The following is an 18,161-nucleotide window of genomic DNA, read 5'->3' on the forward strand; positions in this document are numbered from 1 at the left end:
ATTATTGTCATATGTATGTAGCGAAAAGAGACGGAAAAAGAGAGCCGGTAATGTTTGATAAAATTACTGACCGCGTAAGAAAACTGTGCTATGAACTAAACGAACTGGTTGATCCTGTTAAGGTGGCAATGCGTGTTATTGAAGGTTTGTATGATGGTGTAACCACATCTGAACTGGATAACCTTGCGGCAGAAACTGCAGCATCTATGACGATTACTCACCCTGATTATGCCCAGCTTGCTGCGCGTATTGCGGTGTCTAACCTGCACAAGAATACTAAAAAATCGTTCTCTGAAACGATGAGTGAGATGTACCACTATGTAAACCCAAGAACAAACCAGGAGTCTCCTCTTTTGTCTGATGAGGTTTATGAGGCAATTATGGCAAATGCCGAAGTGCTTGATTCTACAATCATTTACAACAGGGATTTTAATTACGATTACTTCGGGTTTAAAACGCTTGAGCGTTCTTACCTGCTAAAAATAAACGGACAGATCGTTGAAAGGCCACAGCATATGCTAATGCGTGTGTCTGTTGGTATTCACCTTAACGATATTCCTGCAGCCATAGAGACGTATGAGCTGATGTCTAAGAAATTCTTTACCCATGCTACGCCTACACTGTTTAATGCAGGTACCCCTAAGCCACAAATGTCGTCATGTTTCCTTCTTTCAATGAAAGATGATAGTATTGACGGTATTTATGATACGCTTAGAAGTACTGCTAAAATATCGCAGTCGGCTGGTGGTATAGGGTTATCTATACACAATGTAAGGGCTACCGGTTCTTATATTCGTGGTACAAACGGTACATCAAACGGTATTGTACCAATGCTTCGCGTATTTAACGATACGGCACGTTATGTAGATCAGGGTGGAGGTAAACGTAAAGGAAGCTTTGCTGTTTACATTGAGCCTTGGCATGCTGATATTTTTGATTTCCTTGACCTGAGAAAAAATCACGGTAAAGAAGAAATGAGAACGCGTGACCTTTTCCTTGCAATGTGGATTCCCGACTTGTTTATGAAACGTGTTCAGGAAGACAGTACATGGACGCTTATGTGTCCTAACGAGTGCCCTAACCTTTATGATGTGCACAGTGAAGAGTTTGATGCACTTTACTTAAGTTATGAGGCTGCAAACAAAGGAAGAAAAACAGTTAAAGCTCGTGAATTATGGGAAAAAATACTTGAATCTCAGATTGAGACAGGTTTACCATACATGCTTTACAAAGATGCGGCAAACAGAAAGTCGAACCAGAAAAACCTGGGTACTATCCGTTCATCAAATCTTTGTACAGAGATCATGGAGTATACGTCTCCGGATGAGATCGCTGTGTGTAACCTTGCGTCTATATCGTTGCCAATGTTTGTTGAGAACGGTACATTTAACCATGAATTTTTACACCAGGTTACTAAGCGTATAACACGCAACCTTAACAAAGTTATAGACAGGAATTATTATCCTGTTATTGAGGCAGAAAACTCTAACATGCGTCACCGTCCTGTAGGATTAGGTGTTCAGGGTCTTGCCGATGCTTTTATCCTTATGCGTTTGCCATTTACAAGTGACGCGGCTAAAGCTTTAAACCAGGAGATTTTTGAAACGATTTACTTTGCTGCTGTTACCGCTTCTATGGAAATGGCTAAAGAAGAAGGTCCGTATTCAACATTCCAGGGGTCTCCAATATCTCAGGGAGAATTTCAGTACAACCTTTGGGGTCTTAACGATGGCGATTTAAGCGGCCGTTGGGATTGGGCTTCACTTCGTAAAGAAGTTATGGAGCATGGTGTTAGAAACTCACTGCTTATGGCGCCAATGCCTACAGCATCTACATCTCAGATTCTTGGTAACAACGAAGCGTTTGAACCGTATACTTCTAATATCTACACAAGAAGGGTGCTTTCAGGTGAATTTATCGTAGTAAATAAACACCTTCTTAGCGATCTTGTAAACCTTGGTTTATGGAATGAAAGCCTTAAGCAGGAAGTTATGAGAGCTAACGGATCGATACAAAATATAGACGTTATACCTCAGGATATAAAAGACCTTTACAAAACGGTTTGGGAAATGAGTATGAAAGATATCATAGACATGTCCCGCCAGAGAGGTTACTTTATAGACCAGTCGCAGTCGCTTAACCTTTTCATGGAAGGCGCTACGTTCTCTAAACTTACGTCTATGCACTTCTATGCATGGCAGAGTGGCCTTAAAACAGGTATGTACTATTTAAGGACTAAGAGTGCTGTAGATGCTATTAAGTTTACGCTTAATAATGACAAAAAAGTAGAGGAAGTTCCGGAAATTGCAGCGGCGCCAAAACCGGTTGCGGCAGCAGTTGTTGAAGAGGTTCAGCCTATTGCCGTGAGCGAATTTCAGGCGATGCTTGAACGTTCAAGGACTGCAGATCCTGAAGACTGCGAAATGTGTGGTTCATAATAAAAATTTATATATTTACACCTTGGAAGGAGCAGTTATGCTCCTTCTTTTTTAGGATATAGTTTTATGTACACGTATAGAGAATTAGATGTAGACCATACCATGCTGGCATCAAAGAGTCAGCGCTTGGTTAATGTAATTATAGATACTATAGTTTTAGCTGTTATTTTAGTTTTTACGGGCCTCTTGGCTTCTATATTATATCATGTTTTTGACTATGACGGCATGCTGATTTGGAGTATGGAACTGTCTACAGCAGGTAGAATTGTGCTGGATATTAGCATCTTCGTTTTGTACTATGTACTTATGGAATTGCTCACACAGCATACACTGGGTAAATATGTGTCGGGTACAAAGGTGGTTATGGCAGATGGAACAAGGCCAGGTCTAGGTGTTTTAATTGTGCGCACTGCCTGCCGTTTTATACCACTTGAGTTTTTCTCTGTTTTTGGAGAAACAGCAAGGGCATGGCATGATAGTATTCCGAATGTGTATGTAATAGATGTTACTACATACAACAGAGCTTCGATGATTAAGGCTAGGCTGTATGATGCAGAAGACAGGGAAAAGAATATAAAAAGCTCTTTTAAAGAGATATAGAATAAAAAATGCAAAAACCTTTAGAGATTACCTATAATATGCTTGCAGAACGTAATTCGCGTATTGTAAACCTTATTATAGATTTTATTGTAACAACCATTCTTAATATTGGCCTTGCGGCAGGATGTAACTGGCTTTATGATTATACCGGAATAGACGGATTTCAGATTGGGCCTGCTGTTATGGGAAACATTAGGTATACCCTCATGGGGCTTTGCGTGCACATAGTATATTATGGCTTGTTCGAAACCCTTAGCATGCGTACGCTGGGTAAATATGTAACTAATTCAATAGTAGTTAACAGGGATGGAAGCCGACCCGATACCAACCGTATTTTAATACGTACCCTATGCAGGCAGATTCCGTTCGAGATTATTTCGTTTTTAGGAGTTTACCCTATTGGCTGGCATGACACCTTTTCTAAAACACTGGTTGTAGATGCTGCAAAATTAAAAAAGGCTCAGGAACTGAACGCGAAAAAGCAAATGAGCGATAACTTATAAAATAAAAATTATGTCAAAAGATAAAAAAGGAGTTTACTCGGGACTTATAGAGAAAGATGAAAATGGTAATTATTTTGCAGGTGAGTATTTGTTGGATTATCAGCATGTAGAAAAAAACTTCAAAGTTGGAGACAAGATAACTATAAAGTCAGTTATTGATAATCCAAGCGATAAGAGTTTAGAGAAGTATCCGCAGAAATCGCGTGATTTCTTTTTATTCAACAACAAAAAGTAATTTTGCAGCAGCAATTAAAAACATAAGTTTTGAGCGCATTATTTTTTACAGACAGAAGTGAGGTTGATATTAAAGATGTTGTTTTTAATGAAGCCGTAGCCGTACAGATTGAGCAGTTTTTAAAAGAATACCGCTTTAAAGATGTGCTGGAGCAGTATGAACTACCTGTAAATAATAAAATGCTGCTGTATGGTAAAACCGGCTGTGGTAAAACCATGACGGCAAAAGCCATTGCCAAAGTCTTGGAAAGAAAGCTCATAGTTGTTAACCTGGCATCTATTGTGTCGTCTAAACTTGGCGAGACAGCAAAAAATGTTGCCACGCTGTTTAAAGAAGTGAGTTATCACGATGCTGTGCTGTTTTTTGATGAATTTGATACTTTGGGTCAGGTACGCGATCATGACAGCCGTGACAGCAGCGAAATGAAGCGTGTGGTAAATGCAATACTTCAGTTGGTAGATAACTTTCCGTCGAATTCGGTTTTAATAGCAGCGACCAATCAGATCAATATAATCGATGAGGCTTTAATACGCCGTTTTCAATTGAGGCTGGAATTTCATTCGCCTGCCAAAGAAGTGCTGGATACCTATTACGATAAGCTGCTGACAAAATATCCGGCAGAATTTCAAAAAATAGAACGTAAGTACGATATATCTTTTGCAGAGGCTAAAAATGAAGTTTTTACTCAGGTTAAAAATAACATTATTCAGGCAGAGCTGGCAAAGGGAGGTATTAATTAAGCTGTATAGCAAACAAAATATAATCATAATCACATGATGCAATGGGAACAGCTGCTGTCGCTTAAAAGGCAGGGCGATACAAGCAAAAGGTTACGTAAAGAGCAGGATGATACCCGTTTGGGTTTTGAGGTAGATTACGACCGTATTATATTCTCATCGGCTTTTAGAAGCCTTCAGGACAAAACACAGGTTATACCTTTGTCTAAAACCGACTTTGTACATACCCGCCTTACGCATAGCCTCGAGGTATCGGTTGTAGGCCGCTCCCTGGGCAGGCTTGTAGGTAAAAAAATTATTGAAAAGCATCCGTACCTTCAGGATATTCACGGTTTTCAGATGAATGACTTTGGTGCTATTGTGGCTGCGGCTGCATTATCGCATGATATAGGTAACCCACCGTTTGGTCATTCGGGTGAAAAGGCTATAGGTGAGTATTTTAAAACAGGCAAAGGTAAAGATTACAAAGAGCACCTTACGGATAAAGAATGGCAGGACTTAACCGATTTTGAAGGTAATGCCAACGGTTTTAATTTGTTAACGGCATCACGCCCGGGTATTGAGGGCGGACTAAGAATTTCATACGCTACCCTTGGTGCTTTTATGAAATACCCTAAAGAGTCGCTTCCTAAAAAGCCAACGGCTAATATTGCCGATAAGAAATATGGGTTTTTTCAGTGCGACGCCCATTTCTTTCAGGATGTGGCTAAAGAGCTTGGCCTTATTCCGAACAAAACAGGAGATGATATCGGTTACGAACGTCATCCATTGGCATACCTTGTTGAGGCGGCTGATGATATCTGTTATACCATCATAGATTTTGAAGACGGCATTAACCTCGGACTAATATCTGAAGACTTTGCGTTAGAATATCTTATAAAATTGGTTAAGGATAATGTGTATGTAGAAAAATACAAGTCGCTTGTAACTAAAGAAGACCGTATAAGTTACCTGCGTGCACTTGCTATTAACAGCCTTATTGGAGATGCAGTAAACGTATTCCTTGAAAACGAAGAAGCTATATTGGAAGGTAAATATCCGTACGCACTTACCGAAAGAGGTAAGTATACGGCACAGATGAAAGATATCATCAACATAAGCATTAAAAATATTTACCAGAGCCGTGAAGTGGTTGAGAAAGAAGTGATAGGTTACCGTATCATTAATACGCTGTTAGATACGTTCTGTACGGCTTATAACAATAAGTTTGATGGTTCTGCAAGCAACTATGATAATTTGGTTCTTAAGTTGCTGCCTGAAAAGTTCATTACAGAAAAAATGAGCCTTTACGACAGGCTGCTACATATATGCCATTTTGTGTCTACACTGACCGATGGTAAAGCGGTACTACTATATAACACAATAACAGGAGCTAAATAGTTACATTCTGTTATTCTGAATGTAGCGGAACTGATCGAAGAAAGTCTCATTCAAGAAATAAAAAAAGGAAGAACTTCATTAAGTTCTTCCTTTTTTGTTTTAAATGTGTCGATTAAAATGAGTAGCTAAGTCCTACGCCGATCATCTGCTTAAGCTGAATCCTCGGGCCTTCGGTAACCTGTGCGCCGTCTCTTTCTATCTTGTTTTTAATATCGTCGTCGTATATTAAGTGCATACCAACGTTTGCTTTTACATACTGGTTAACCGTAAGGTCAAGCTGCATTTGCCAGTCAACATCGATATTTCCAAAATTATTTAGGTAATCAGTATAAAAAGTAAATCGGTTGTCAAGCATTATATTGGTGAATATCTGCCTTTTAAACTGATTCGTTATAAGTATACCTACCTCTGTACGTGTGTTTTTACCGGCAGAGATCATATTTCCGTCGGCATCATAAACTGCAGCCTGAACCCCAAAAGCACCCTGGTTTGCAAGCCTGTTATTAGACACTATAGTAGTTTTGTCTGTAAGCGGAGAGAAATATGCGTTAAGCCCAAGGTCTTTGCGGATGTACTCGGCACCAATACCTAAAAAGATATATGCCGGAGAGAATGGACCTGATATCTCATCTACAGTATTTGGGTAAGAATAACCGTTGGCGAACTGTGTTTTAAAATTGAATTTTCCTCCATAATACCAGTTAGAAATTGAATCTCTCCTGTAACCAAAAGTGGAGTTTAATTCGATTTGGTCATCTGTTTTACGGGTTTCCTGGCCTTCCTGCCTGTTAAGTCCGTATTTAAGAATAAGTTCATTGTTCCAGCTAAGGTTGCCCTTTGTGTATTTTCTAACAAAAGCACCTTTTACGATACCTGCAATGGCGTTGTTACCACCCACGTTCCAGTTGATAAAAGCAACCTGATTAAGGTCTAGTCCGACACGGTTTGTTTTTTCCCAATAGGTGATGGAATCTGGTAGTGTTGTGGTTACTATTATCTGGGCTCTGGATATCTGGCTAAATGCAATGCATAAAAAAGCTATTAAGCAGGCTTTTAATCTCATTCTGAATTGATTTTTTTGGAAATTCGATGCAAAAGTCGTCATTTTTTCAGTAAGCTGAAAAAATATCTTTAAGGCTTTTAACGTCGATACCACAGGATTGTTGTAATTGAAATACAGTTCCGTGTTCAATAAATTGATCTGGAATACCTAATGTGCTTGTTTTTAGCGTGTAACCGTTTTTTGCTGCAAACGCAGAAATTGTACTTCCAAAGCCGCCGTTAATGCATCCGTCTTCAATAGTGATAATTTCCTGATGATTTAAAAATATATCGTGCAGTGCTTTTTCATCAAGTGGTTTAATAAAGCCAAAATCATAATGAGAGAACAACGAACTATTGTTTATATCCGCTAAAACTTTGGTAACGTTGTTGCCAATAGTTCCTGTTGAAAGTACGGCTACCTGAGATCCGCCGCGAAGTTGTTTTGCCCGGCCTATTTGTATCTGTTCAAAAGGTTTAAGCCAATCGGTATTTTCTGCACGTCCCCGTGGATATCTTATAGCAATAGGATGATCTAACCCCAATTGCGCAGTGTATAAAATATTTCTCAGATCGGCTTCATTAAGCGGGGCATAAACAATAAGGTTGGGTATGCAGTTTAGATAAGCAATATCAAAAACGCCATGATGTGTTGCGCCGTCTTCGCCAACAAGGCCGGCACGGTCCAGGCAAAAAATTACAGGCAGGTTTTGCAGGGCAACATCGTGTATCAGCTGGTCGTATGCTCTTTGTAAAAAGGTAGAGTAAATATTGCAGTATACTACCATGCCTTGTGTTGCCATTCCTGCGGCTAAGGTTACAGCGTGCTGTTCGGCAATGCCTACATCAAAAGCACGGTCGGGAAAAGCTTCCATCATAAATTTCATGGAGCTGCCCGATGGCATGGCAGGGGTAATGCCTATTATTTTTTCGTTTTGAGTAGCCAGTTCAACCAGTGTAAGTCCGAAAACATCCTGGTATTTAGGCGGAAGGTTGTCATCGGCAATTGCCAGTACTTCACCTGTAAGTCGGTCAAATTTTCCCGGGGCGTGATATTTTACCTGGTCTTCCTCGGCTTGTTTAAGGCCTTTGCCTTTTGTTGTTATAATATGAAGGAAACGCGGTCCTTTTTTATGTTTAAGCCTTTCAAGTTCTTTTAGTAACGCAGGCAGGTCGTGACCATCGATTGGGCCGCTATAATCAAAGTTAAGCGATTTGATCATGTTGTTATCGCGCGGATTGGTGCCTTCTTTTACCTGAGTAAGGTAATTTTTAAGCGCTCCCACGCTTGGGTCTATACCAATAGCATTGTCATTAAGTATAACAAGAAGATTAGCATTGGTAACCCCGGCATGGTTAAGGCCTTCAAAAGCCATACCCGATGCAATAGAAGCATCGCCAATAATAGCAATGTGATTTTTATCTTTTTCACCTTTAAGGTTAGAGGCAATTGCCATACCTAAAGCGGCAGAAATTGAAGTACTACTGTGCCCGGTGCCAAAAGTATCATATTCGCTCTCGCTGCGTTTCGGGAAACCGCTTATGCCATCCAGTTGACGGTTGGTGTCAAATTTATCTTTACGGCCGGTAAGTATCTTGTGTCCGTAAGCCTGATGGCCTACATCCCAAACCAATAGATCTTCAGGCGTATTAAAAATGTAATGCAATGCAATTGTAAGTTCTGTAACGCCAAGGCTTGCGCCGAGATGTCCCTCTTTAACCGAAACAATATCTATAATAAAACTGCGTAGTTCCTGCGCCAGTTGCGGCAACTGGGACGGACTAAGTTTTCTTAGGTCTGCGGGGTCTTGAATCTGGTTTAAAAGGTTATCTGCCATTGCTTAAAATAGAATAGCAAATTTACGATATAAAAATTACAATCGTTTATTTGTTTTAAGGGGTATTGTTAGAGTTTGTATACTTCACTTAGCTAATAAGATTACTCTGCGCGTCTGATGATGCCAATTACCCTTCTCTCTTTTATGGTGTCCCTCGTTCTGAGCGTGTCAGGATGTATGGTGTCCTCCTGCGGACTTGCAATGCTTTCTGTCTTAACAATAGTGTCGCTGACAGTTTTAGTTTCAACTTCTCCTTTCACTGTTCGTCCGTTACAGCTTAAAAGGGTTGTACCCATACAGATCAATAGCGCAAGTAAGAATGCTTTTTTGAAATGCGTTTGCCCTAATAATACCTTTTGGGGTATAGTAACGGTTATGGGGTTCAGTTGTTGTTCGGTAAAACGACCGCATACCCTGGTGCCGTTCTTTGCCAGCAGAAACTCATGAATCTGATCTGCTTTCATCCCGGTGAAGTCAACCACTGTTTGCGAACACTGGCCGCAAAACCGTCCCTGGGCTTCAGGCTTCATAGTGTCCCAACTTTTATGGCATGGTTTAGGGACTGAGAATTGTTTTTTCATGGCATTGGTTTGTTTTATAACGAATTGGCTACTACAAAAAGTATTGTTAATTTAAGATTTTATTTATAATACTTTTGTAATCATAATCGTATTTTTGATATTATGGAAAATATTTTTACCCACGAGTATTTTATGAAGAAGGCCCTCAACGAAGCTCAGGAGGCATTTGATAAAGGAGAAATACCCGTTGGTGCCCTTGTTGTAGTAGATAACAGAGTTATAGCAAAATCGCATAATTTAACCGAATTGCTTAACGATGTTACCGCACATGCCGAGATGCAGTCCATAACCGCGGCGGCAAATTTTCTTGGAGGTAAGTATCTTACGGGCTGTACGCTGTATGTTACACTAGAGCCCTGCCAGATGTGTGCGGGAGCGTTATATTGGAGCCAGATAAGCCGTGTCGTATATGGCGCCCATGATGAGCATAGAGGTTATAGGGCTATGGGCGCAAAGCTGCACCCTAAAACAGAAGTTATTAGCGGAATAATGGAGCAGGAATGTTCTGTTTTAGTAAAAGATTTTTTTAAAAAGCGAAGGGCTTAAAAAGTAGAAAGCCAGTAGTTTAACAGCTTTTGAAATTGAGGCATAATTAGTTTTAATATATAATAATTTTTGAGGCAATAATAAGATCATATTCTTAGTTATAGCGTAAAAATAACAACCAACAAACCATCATTAACCAACAAACCAACCAAAGTATGAAAACCCTGAAATTGATGCTGTGTCTTGCAGTATTCTCCGTGCTGTTTCATGCCTGTAAACAATCAGGAAAAGATTTTGATTCTGACTATACCTTATACAGAGAGTATGTTTCCAGTTTTACATCGGGTATTGTCTCCACCGGGGCCGACATACAGGTTGGACTGGCATTTACCAAAACCGAATGGAAAGATAACCAGGAATTGGATAGCGACTATTTTTCTGTTTCGCCGTCTGCAAAAGGTAAAGTGGTTTTCCTACCGGGAAATATAATTGCTTTCCGCCCTACAGAAAAGCTGGATCAGGATACCGAATACCGTGTAACACTCCATCTCTCAAAATTTATAGAGCTGCCTAAAAACCTGAGCGATTTTAAATTCAGGGTTAAAACCATTAAGCAGGATTTTGTTGTCGCGGTGCAGGACCTGCAATCGTATAACAGGGACTGGCAGTATCTTAATGGTACGCTTAAAACCAGCGACCAGATGGATTTTGATGTTGCTAAAAAAATAGTAACCGCAGAACAAGATGGTAAAAAACTACCAGTACGTTTTGATGGCAAGACAGGAACATCATCTGAATTCCATTTTATAATAGACAGTATTCAACGTAAAGTTCAAAACAGCAATGTTAAGATCAGCTGGAATGGCAAAGCGGCAGATGTTGATACGGAAGGTACTCAGGATTTTGAGATTCCGGGTAAAGATAATTTCAAAGTAATAAACATGACGCCGCAATACGGCGACAACCAGACACTGCTTATAAATTTCTCAGACCCGTTGCGTAAAGACCAGGATTTTTCGGGCCTTGTCGCGGTAGAATCTGTAGAGAACTTAAAATATGCTGTAGACGGTAACCTGCTTAAAGTATTTTTTGCCGAGCCACTTAACGGCAATTTTATGGTAGAAGTGTTTCAGGGTATAGAGAACGTAGACGGCTATAAGACTAAAAGTACCTATAGCGAAAAGGTAAATTTTGAACAGCTTAATCCAGAAGTACGCTTTTTAAAGAGCGGAAATATACTACCGGCATCAAGCAACCTTAAATTGGGCTTTGAGGCGGTAAACCTAAGTGCTGTAGATATTAAAGTGTACCGCATTTTCGAGAATAATGTTATGCAGTTTCTTCAACAGAATGAGCTTAACGGCAATTACAATATGCGTGCTGTGGCATTACCTGTAGCCAAAACCAAACTGGTACTTAATGACGATAAAACATTAAATTATGGCAAGTGGAATGCCTTTTCACTAGACCTTTCTAAATTGATACAGCCGGAACAGGGTGCTATTTACCGTGTTGAAATGTCTATCCGTAAGGCGTATTCGTTATACAAGTGTGATGGTGATGACCCTAACATGAAGAAAACTGCCGATGAACCTGAAGAGGAAGAAGAGGAGGAGGAAAATCAGGATTATTCGGAATATGAAGATTACGATTACTATGGCGGCGATTTCGACTGGGATCAGCGGGATAACCCTTGCAGTAACTCTTACTATGTAACGTATGAAAGAAAGATAAGCACCAATGTACTGGCAAGCGACCTTGGTGTTGTTGCCAAACGTGGCGCTGTAAATAATTATTTCTTTGCGGTAACCAGTATTACTACCACAGAGCCTGTTGCAGGCGCAGCGGTAACCATATACAATTATCAACGCCAGAAAGTAGGTGCTGCGGTTACCGATAGTGAAGGTACTGTACACTTTACTGCTGCCAAAGGAGGTTACTTTGCGGTGGTTAAAAAAGACAGGAATACTACTTACGTAAAACTATATGACGGTAACTCTAAATCAGTTAGTAATTTTGATGTAGATGGTACGCAGCTTCAAAAAGGGCTTAAAGGCTATCTGTATGGAGAAAGAGGCGTATGGCGTCCAGGCGATACTTTGTTCCTTGGGTTTATACTGAACGATAAGGCTGCTAAACTTCCGGCATCGCACCCAATTAAGTTAAGACTGAGCGATCCTAACGGAAAAGTAATGTTCCAGGCAGTTAAGAATTACGACAATAAAAACCACTTTAAATTTATAGTGCCTACACAGGCCAATTACCCAACAGGTAACTGGGAAGCTAAGATAACTGTTGGTGGCGCTCATTTTTACAAAAGCATCAAAATTGAGACTATCAAGCCAAACAGGCTTAAAATAAAAAACAGCCTTGAAGGCAAAATGCTGTCGGCGAATGCCAAAAATACGGGAACGGTGCAAGTGGCTTGGCTTCACGGTGCTATTGCGAGAGATCTTAAGGTAGAAATGCAGGCGAAATTCTTAAAGCAGACAACCAGCTTTAAAGGTTACCTGAATTATATTTTTGATGATCCGGCGCAGGATTTTAGTACCGAAGAAGTAAATATATTCTCGGGTAAAACCGATGATAATGGTACGGCTGTGGTAACTATTCAGCCAAAATTGCAATCGCGTGCTCCGGGAATGCTAAAAACTGCTATAATAACCAAAGTTTACGAAAAAGGGGGCGACTTTAGTACCGATGTAATTTCGTCTTCATATTCTCCGTATGATACCTATGTAGGTGTAAAAATGCCACAGGGAAATAAATACGGTATGCTTGAAACCGGAACCTCAAACCGTTTTGAAGTGGCAACCGTTAATGAAAAAGGCCAGCCCAAAGGTTCGCGTATGGTAGATGTACGGGTATATAAAGTGCAGTGGCGCTGGTGGTGGGATCAGTCCAACAATGGTGCATCGTCATTTAGTACTGCAATATCAAACCAGCCGTATTATTCTACACAGGTATATACTAATGCTGCCGGTAAAGCTAATTTTAGCTTTAAAACCGATGAAGAGGAGTGGGGCAGGTACCTTATCCGCGTTACCGATGTGCAAGGCGGGCATTCTGCCGGAGAAACAGTACTTATAGATTACCCATACTGGTCGGGCAAAAGCCGTAACACAGGCGGACAGGATGCAGCAATGCTAATGTTTAGTACCGATAAAGAAAAATACAGCGTTGGTGAGAAAGTTACAGTTTCTTTCCCGTCTAGTGAAGGAGGGCGTGCGCTTATATCGCTTGAAAACGGATCGAAAATAGTGCAGACCATGTGGGCAAAAACCCAGAAGGGTGAAACGCAGGTTACTATTCCGGTAACAGCAAAGATGGCACCTAATGTATATATCCATATCACACTGATACAGCCGCATGCTACAACGGCAAATGATTCGCCTATACGCCTATATGGTATCGTACCAATTGAAGTGGTAGATAAAAACACAATATTACAGCCGCAGATAACCATGCCGGATGTATTGAAACCGGAACAGAAAACGACTATAAAAGTTAGTGAAAAAACAGGTAAGGCAATGACCTATACCCTTGCAGTAGTAGACGAAGGCCTGCTTGACCTAACCCGATTTAAAACGCCAAATGCATGGGATGCTTTCTATGCAAAAGAGGCACTAGGTGTTAAGACATGGGATATTTACGATGATGTAATTGGTGCTTACGGAGGTAAGATAAACCAAGTATTCAGTATAGGTGGTGATGCCGATCTGGGTGGAGGTCAGGCTAAAAAAGCTAACAGGTTTAAGCCTGTGGTGATGTATTTTGGTCCGTTTACTATTGGTAAAGGCCAGAAGAGGATTCACGAAATAAAACTGCCGCAATATGTAGGCTCTGTCAGAACTATGGTGGTAGCCGCTAATACAGATGCGAGTGCATACGGTATGGCAGAGAAAGCAACGCGGGTTCGCAGTCCGTTAATGTTGTTGGCATCATTGCCAAGAAAGGTAACGCCTAAGGAAAGGGTAACGCTGCCGGTAACTATTTTCGCGATGGAGAATCAGGTTAAAAACGTTACGCTTCAGGTAAAAACCAATAATGGTATACGTGTTATAGGTTCTTCAAAACAAACGGTAAACTTTGCTAAACCCGATGAAAAGATCGCTTACTTTGACCTTGAAGTAAATGATGTAACCGGAATAGGTAAGGTATCGGTAACGGCAACATCGGGTAATGCTAAAGCTAGTTACGATGTAGAGCTGGATATTATGAACCCTAATCCGGTGACTACAAATTATAAAGAGGTAATATTAGAACCGGGTAAATCTGCAACTTTAAACTGGAGCAGTTTTGGTGTGGCCGGCAGCAATGTCGCGAAGCTGGAAGTATCATCGTTCCCGTCTATAGATTTCAACAGAAGACTGGAGTACCTTATACAATATCCTCATGGGTGTTTAGAGCAGACTACATCGGCGGCATTCCCGCAGTTGTACCTCGCCGATATAGCGGATATCGATTCGAACCGTAAACAAAAAATACAGCGCAACGTAAACGCAGCAATCCAAAAACTGGGGCAATTCCAGGTAAGCAGCGGCGGCTTTGCCTACTGGCAGGGTCAGCTTAACCCGGACGATTGGGGATCAAGCTACGTTGGGCACTTCTTTATAGAAGCAGAGAAAAAAGGTTACGCGTTACCGCTTAATGCTAAGAAGAACTGGCTGCAATACCAGCAGAAGACCGCAAGGCAGTGGCGCTATAACGACGGCTATCATAATGACTTTGCACAGGCGTACAGATTGTACACACTGGCACTGGCAGGAGCACCCGATCTGTCATCTATGAACAGGTTAAGGGAAACGTCGGGAATTTCTAATGAATCGAGGTTGCGACTTGCTGCTGCATATGCACTGGCAGGGCAAAAATCGGTTGGGCAGCAATTGCTTTCACAAAGCAGCCTGGATGTAGAAGACAGTCCGTATCAGTATTACTACTACGGATCGGCGGCGCGCAACAGGGCTATGGCACTGGAAACACTGCTTGTTTTGGGGCAGAAAGAAAAAGCCTTTGGTATGGCTGTTAAACTGGCAAAACAAATGTCTTCTGGCGAATGGATGAGTACGCAGACATCGGCTTACAGTTTGTATGCTATGTCTAAGTTTGCGCAGGCTAACGGGCCAAAAGGTATAGACGTAACGTATACGAACAAGGGTAAGAAACAAACCATAGATACACCGAAAACTTTTGCTGACAGGGTGCTGGAAGTGGGTAGTAACAACACTGTAACCATAAACAACAATAAAAAGTCGACATTATATGTAAAAGTGGTTTACAGCGGAATACTGCCTGTCGGAGAAGAACAGGCTGAAGAACGCGGACTTGCAACTAACATTGTGTTTAAAGACAGAGCCGGCAATACTATAGATCCGTCTTCATTATCGCAGGGCACCGAATTTGTAGCTGAAGTAACCATAGGCAATACTAAAAATGAAAGGGTAGAAAATGTGGCACTTACACAGATCATTCCATCAGGATGGGAAATTGTAAATACACGATTTACCGACTTTGGTAATTTCGCCGAAAACAATGTTGATTATACCGACATTAGGGATGACAGGACTAATTTCTACTTCCCGCTAAAAGCGAATGAAACCAAAACTTTCAGGATATTGCTTAATGCCAGTTACCCGGGTAGTTATTACCTGCCTGGTGTACAGTGCGAGGCGATGTATGACAACTCCTTCCTTGCGAGGACTAAAGGGCAGTGGGTTAAGGTTGTAAGGTAGGTTTACTAGCTCCGGAGGAGCGATATATTTATAGCGCTTTACAGCGAATTTTAAAGAGCTTCGGAGAAGCGGTATACAAGCAGTATATGCCGCTTCTCCGAAGCTTATTTTACATGTTTAATCATATTTCTATAAACATACCGCTCCTCTGGAGCTGTACTAATGAAAGAAAAATTCTCTATAGCTCTTCATAACACCTACAAGGTTTTAAAAACCTCGCAGGAGCGCATCTTTAGTTGGGTAAAATCCAACAAGGCACGAACTGCTATAACAGTTGTGTTTTTGATCGTTTATTATTTTTGCCTCCCGCGCACCATGTTTCAGGAGCCGTATTCTACAGTTATAGAAAGCAGCGAAGGAGATCTGTTGGGCGCACATATTGCCCGCGATGGGCAATGGCGTTTCCCTGCCCAGGACAGCCTTCCGTATAAGTTCAAAAAGTGTATTGTTTATTTTGAAGACCAGCATTTTTACAGCCATCCCGGATTTAATCCGGTAGCCATAGTAAAAGCTATGGGTCAGAATTATAAGGCCGGCAGGGTAGTGCGTGGCGGTAGCACGCTAACCCAACAGGTAGTACGCCTTTCGCGTGATGGAAAAAAACGAAGCTATTTTGAAAAACTGATAGAAATGGTGTTGGCAACGCGCCTTGAGATTCGCCATAGCAAAGATGAAATATTAGGTCTATATGCGGCTCATGCGCCTTATGGAGGTAATGTGGTAGGTATTGATATGGCTGCCTGGCGTTACTTTGGTGTTCAGCCGCACCAGTTGTCGTGGGCAGAAACTGCTACACTTGCCGTACTCCCCAACGCGCCAAGTTTAATTTACCCGGGAAAGAACCAACAGATATTGTTGGCCAAACGGAACCGACTTCTTAAAAAGCTTTTTGAAGAGGAAGTGATCGACAGGACAACCTATGAACTGTCGGTTCAGGAAGACCTTCCGCAAAAGCCTTATAAATTACCCCAGGCAGCACCACACTTGTTGCAGAATATAGCCAAAACGAAAGAAGGGCAGCGCATAAAAACAACGGTACGTAATGAATTGCAGGCAAGGGTAAACCAGATTGCCGCCCGTTACTACCAGGAATATAAACAGACCGAAGTACACAATCTGGCAATCTTAATTATAGATGTACAGACAAGGGATATTGTAGCCTATGTTGGTAACTCACCTACCGACAGGGCACACCAGAAAGATGTAGACATTATTCCCGCCCCAAGAAGCACCGGGAGCATATTAAAACCGTTTCTGTTCGCCTCTATGCTGGATGCAGGAGAGATACTACCCAATACCCTCGTGGCCGATGTTCCAACACAAATTGCGGGTTATTCGCCAAAGAATTTTGAGCTGACCTATGATGGTGCTGTACCGGCACAAAGGGCACTGTCGCGCTCGCTTAATATTCCATCTGTATTAATGCTGAAAGACTTTGGTGTGCATCGTTTCTACGAACAGCTACAGCATTTTAAACTTAGGAACATCAATAAGAGTCCGAATCATTATGGACTGTCGCTGATATTAGGAGGAGCCGAAAGTAATTTATGGGATCTGTGCCGCACGTATGCAGGGCTTAGCGCAACGCTGAACCATTTTACAACAACACAGGCAAAATACCGCACTAACGAATTTGCGGAACTAAACTGGGATAGCAGCCATTCGGCCGATTTTGGTAAAGAAGTATTCAATAAGCCGCAATTGGGGGCGGGATCCATATGGCTAACGTATAACGCGATGAAAGAAGTAAACCGTCCTCAGGGTGATGAGGCATGGCGTTTTTATGATTCATCGCTGGAGATTGCCTGGAAAACAGGAACAAGCTTTGGTAGTCGCGATGCCTGGGCGATAGGTACCAGTTCTCGATATGTTGTTGGCGTTTGGGTTGGTAATGCATCAGGTGAAGGCAGGCCATCGCTCACAGGAGTGGGAAGTGCTGCACCAATATTATTTGACGTTTTCAATTTACTGCCGCGTACCAAATGGTTTTCTACACCTTATAATGACCTTGAAGAGGCTGACGTTTGCAGCCTGAGTGGTCATTTAGCGGGAGAACATTGCCCGTCCGTTAAACAATGGATACCATTAAACGGACTTAAAACCAGTACGTGTTCATATCATAAGTTGGTGCATCTTGACCCAACAGGGCAATACCAGGTGAACAGCAGCTGCGAAAGTGTAGATGGTATGCTTACTAAAACATGGTTTGTATTGCCTCCGGTAATGGAATGGTATTACAAGGGACTGCATATGGATTACATGCCGCTGCCACCATTTAGATCGGACTGTCAAGGCGTAGCCAACGGAGCAATGGATTTTATTTATCCTAAAGAGAACGGAAAAATATACCTTACCAAAGATTTTAACGGACAAATACAGCCCGTTGTGTTCAGGGCAGCACATTCTTCGGCGAATGCCAGGTTATTTTGGTATCTTGGCGACCGTTACCTCGGCGAAACCAAAACGTTTCATGAAATGCCTGTAACCGCAGGAAACGGCAATTACATTATTACAGTAACCGATGAATCGGGTAATGAAATAAAACGAAAGGTTGAGATTGTAAGTGAAGGGGAGTAGAAGTTTTAAGTTG

11 protein-coding genes and 1 pseudogene are annotated in these 18,161 nt (G+C 41.5%); 9 read left to right on the top strand and 3 right to left on the bottom strand.

Annotated elements, in window-relative coordinates; genetic code table 11:
• Nucleotides 1–11 precede the first annotated feature (11 nt).
• From ALW18_11830 to ALW18_11855, 6 genes and pseudogenes are all read left to right on the top strand, one after another.
• A complete protein-coding gene (locus ALW18_11830; protein AOE53149.1) occupies nt 12–2,438 on the top strand; it encodes a ribonucleoside-diphosphate reductase in 2,427 nt (808 codons plus the stop codon).
• A 102-nt stretch (nt 2,439–2,540) separates the two neighbouring features.
• The gene (locus ALW18_11835) at nt 2,541–3,038 is read left to right on the top strand and encodes a hypothetical protein (GenBank protein AOE53150.1); all 498 of its coding nucleotides are present in this window, start codon (nt 2,541–2,543) and stop codon (nt 3,036–3,038) included.
• 185 nt (nt 3,039–3,223) lie between these two features.
• Nucleotides 3,224–3,478: pseudogene (locus ALW18_11840) on the top strand (hypothetical protein).
• A gap of 73 nt (nt 3,479–3,551) precedes the next feature.
• A complete protein-coding gene (locus ALW18_11845) occupies nt 3,552–3,776 on the top strand; it encodes a hypothetical protein (GenBank protein AOE53151.1) in 225 nt (74 codons plus the stop codon).
• A gap of 29 nt (nt 3,777–3,805) precedes the next feature.
• Nucleotides 3,806–4,516, top strand: coding sequence for an ATPase (locus tag ALW18_11850; GenBank protein ID AOE53152.1), 711 nt, complete (start codon nt 3,806–3,808; stop codon nt 4,514–4,516).
• Nucleotides 4,517–4,552: 36 nt separating this feature from the next.
• Nucleotides 4,553–5,893, top strand: a complete 1,341-nt coding sequence (locus ALW18_11855; GenBank protein AOE53153.1) for a dGTPase — start codon at nt 4,553–4,555, stop codon at nt 5,891–5,893.
• Between the two features lie 112 nt (nt 5,894–6,005).
• Here ALW18_11855 and ALW18_11860 read toward each other — a convergent pair whose 3' ends face one another.
• The 3 genes from ALW18_11860 to ALW18_11870 all read right to left on the bottom strand — a co-directional run bounded on the left by ALW18_11860 (nt 6,006) and on the right by ALW18_11870 (nt 9,353).
• Nucleotides 6,006–6,956, bottom strand: coding sequence for a hypothetical protein (locus ALW18_11860; GenBank protein AOE53154.1), 951 nt, complete (start codon nt 6,954–6,956; stop codon nt 6,006–6,008).
• Between the two features lie 46 nt (nt 6,957–7,002).
• Nucleotides 7,003–8,772, bottom strand: coding sequence for a 1-deoxy-D-xylulose-5-phosphate synthase (locus ALW18_11865; protein AOE53155.1), 1,770 nt, complete (start codon nt 8,770–8,772; stop codon nt 7,003–7,005).
• 101 nt (nt 8,773–8,873) lie between these two features.
• The gene (locus ALW18_11870; protein AOE53156.1) at nt 8,874–9,353 is read right to left on the bottom strand and encodes a hypothetical protein; all 480 of its coding nucleotides are present in this window, start codon (nt 9,351–9,353) and stop codon (nt 8,874–8,876) included.
• 102 nt (nt 9,354–9,455) lie between these two features.
• On the opposite strand from ALW18_11870, the gene ALW18_11875 reads away from it, so the two are divergent.
• From ALW18_11875 to ALW18_11885, 3 genes are all read left to right on the top strand, one after another.
• On the top strand, nt 9,456–9,899 hold the full coding sequence (locus ALW18_11875) for a CMP deaminase (protein ID AOE53157.1): 444 nt from the start codon (nt 9,456–9,458) through the stop codon (nt 9,897–9,899).
• 155 nt (nt 9,900–10,054) lie between these two features.
• Nucleotides 10,055–15,571, top strand: a complete 5,517-nt coding sequence (locus tag ALW18_11880; protein ID AOE53158.1) for a hypothetical protein — start codon at nt 10,055–10,057, stop codon at nt 15,569–15,571.
• Between the two features lie 162 nt (nt 15,572–15,733).
• On the top strand, nt 15,734–18,148 hold the full coding sequence (locus ALW18_11885) for a penicillin-binding protein (GenBank protein AOE53159.1): 2,415 nt from the start codon (nt 15,734–15,736) through the stop codon (nt 18,146–18,148).
• Nucleotides 18,149–18,161 lie beyond the last annotated feature (13 nt).

Origin of the sequence: Flavobacterium psychrophilum, from assembly GCA_001708385.1 — a bacterium.
Lineage (GTDB): Bacteria > Bacteroidota > Bacteroidia > Flavobacteriales > Flavobacteriaceae > Flavobacterium > Flavobacterium psychrophilum_A.